Genomic DNA, 311 nt, shown 5'->3' on the forward strand with positions numbered 1-311 from the left:
CCGCATGGCGTAGTCCCTGATTTCCGCTTCGAGTTCGACGACGCGCTTGGCTAACCGAATGGCTTCCCGACGGGCCTCGGCCAGTGCCACAGACTCGTTCCTGGCCCGCCACTTCGCAACCGTCTGGATCTTGACGACCGACAGTTTCCGACGCGCATCCATACCGAGGTTATGAGTACGCAACAGCGCGGTGAGCGCATTGATGGTCCGGGTCTTCTCCTGAGTCATGGACTCCCGAGCCTTGACCAGGATCCGCAGTCCCTGACGCGGCCCATCAGCCTGCCGGGGAAACCGCAGTCGTGACTCGTCTA

Annotated in this window: 1 pseudogene; it reads right to left on the bottom strand. The window is 62.1% G+C overall.

The window, feature by feature from the left end:
• Nucleotides 1-228, bottom strand: a pseudogene (locus AC2W7L_RS18510) (IS110 family transposase); the annotation flags it as partial.
• Nucleotides 229-311 lie beyond the last annotated feature (83 nt).

Source organism: Brevibacterium sp. LAARM3_SD1 (assembly GCF_057364765.1).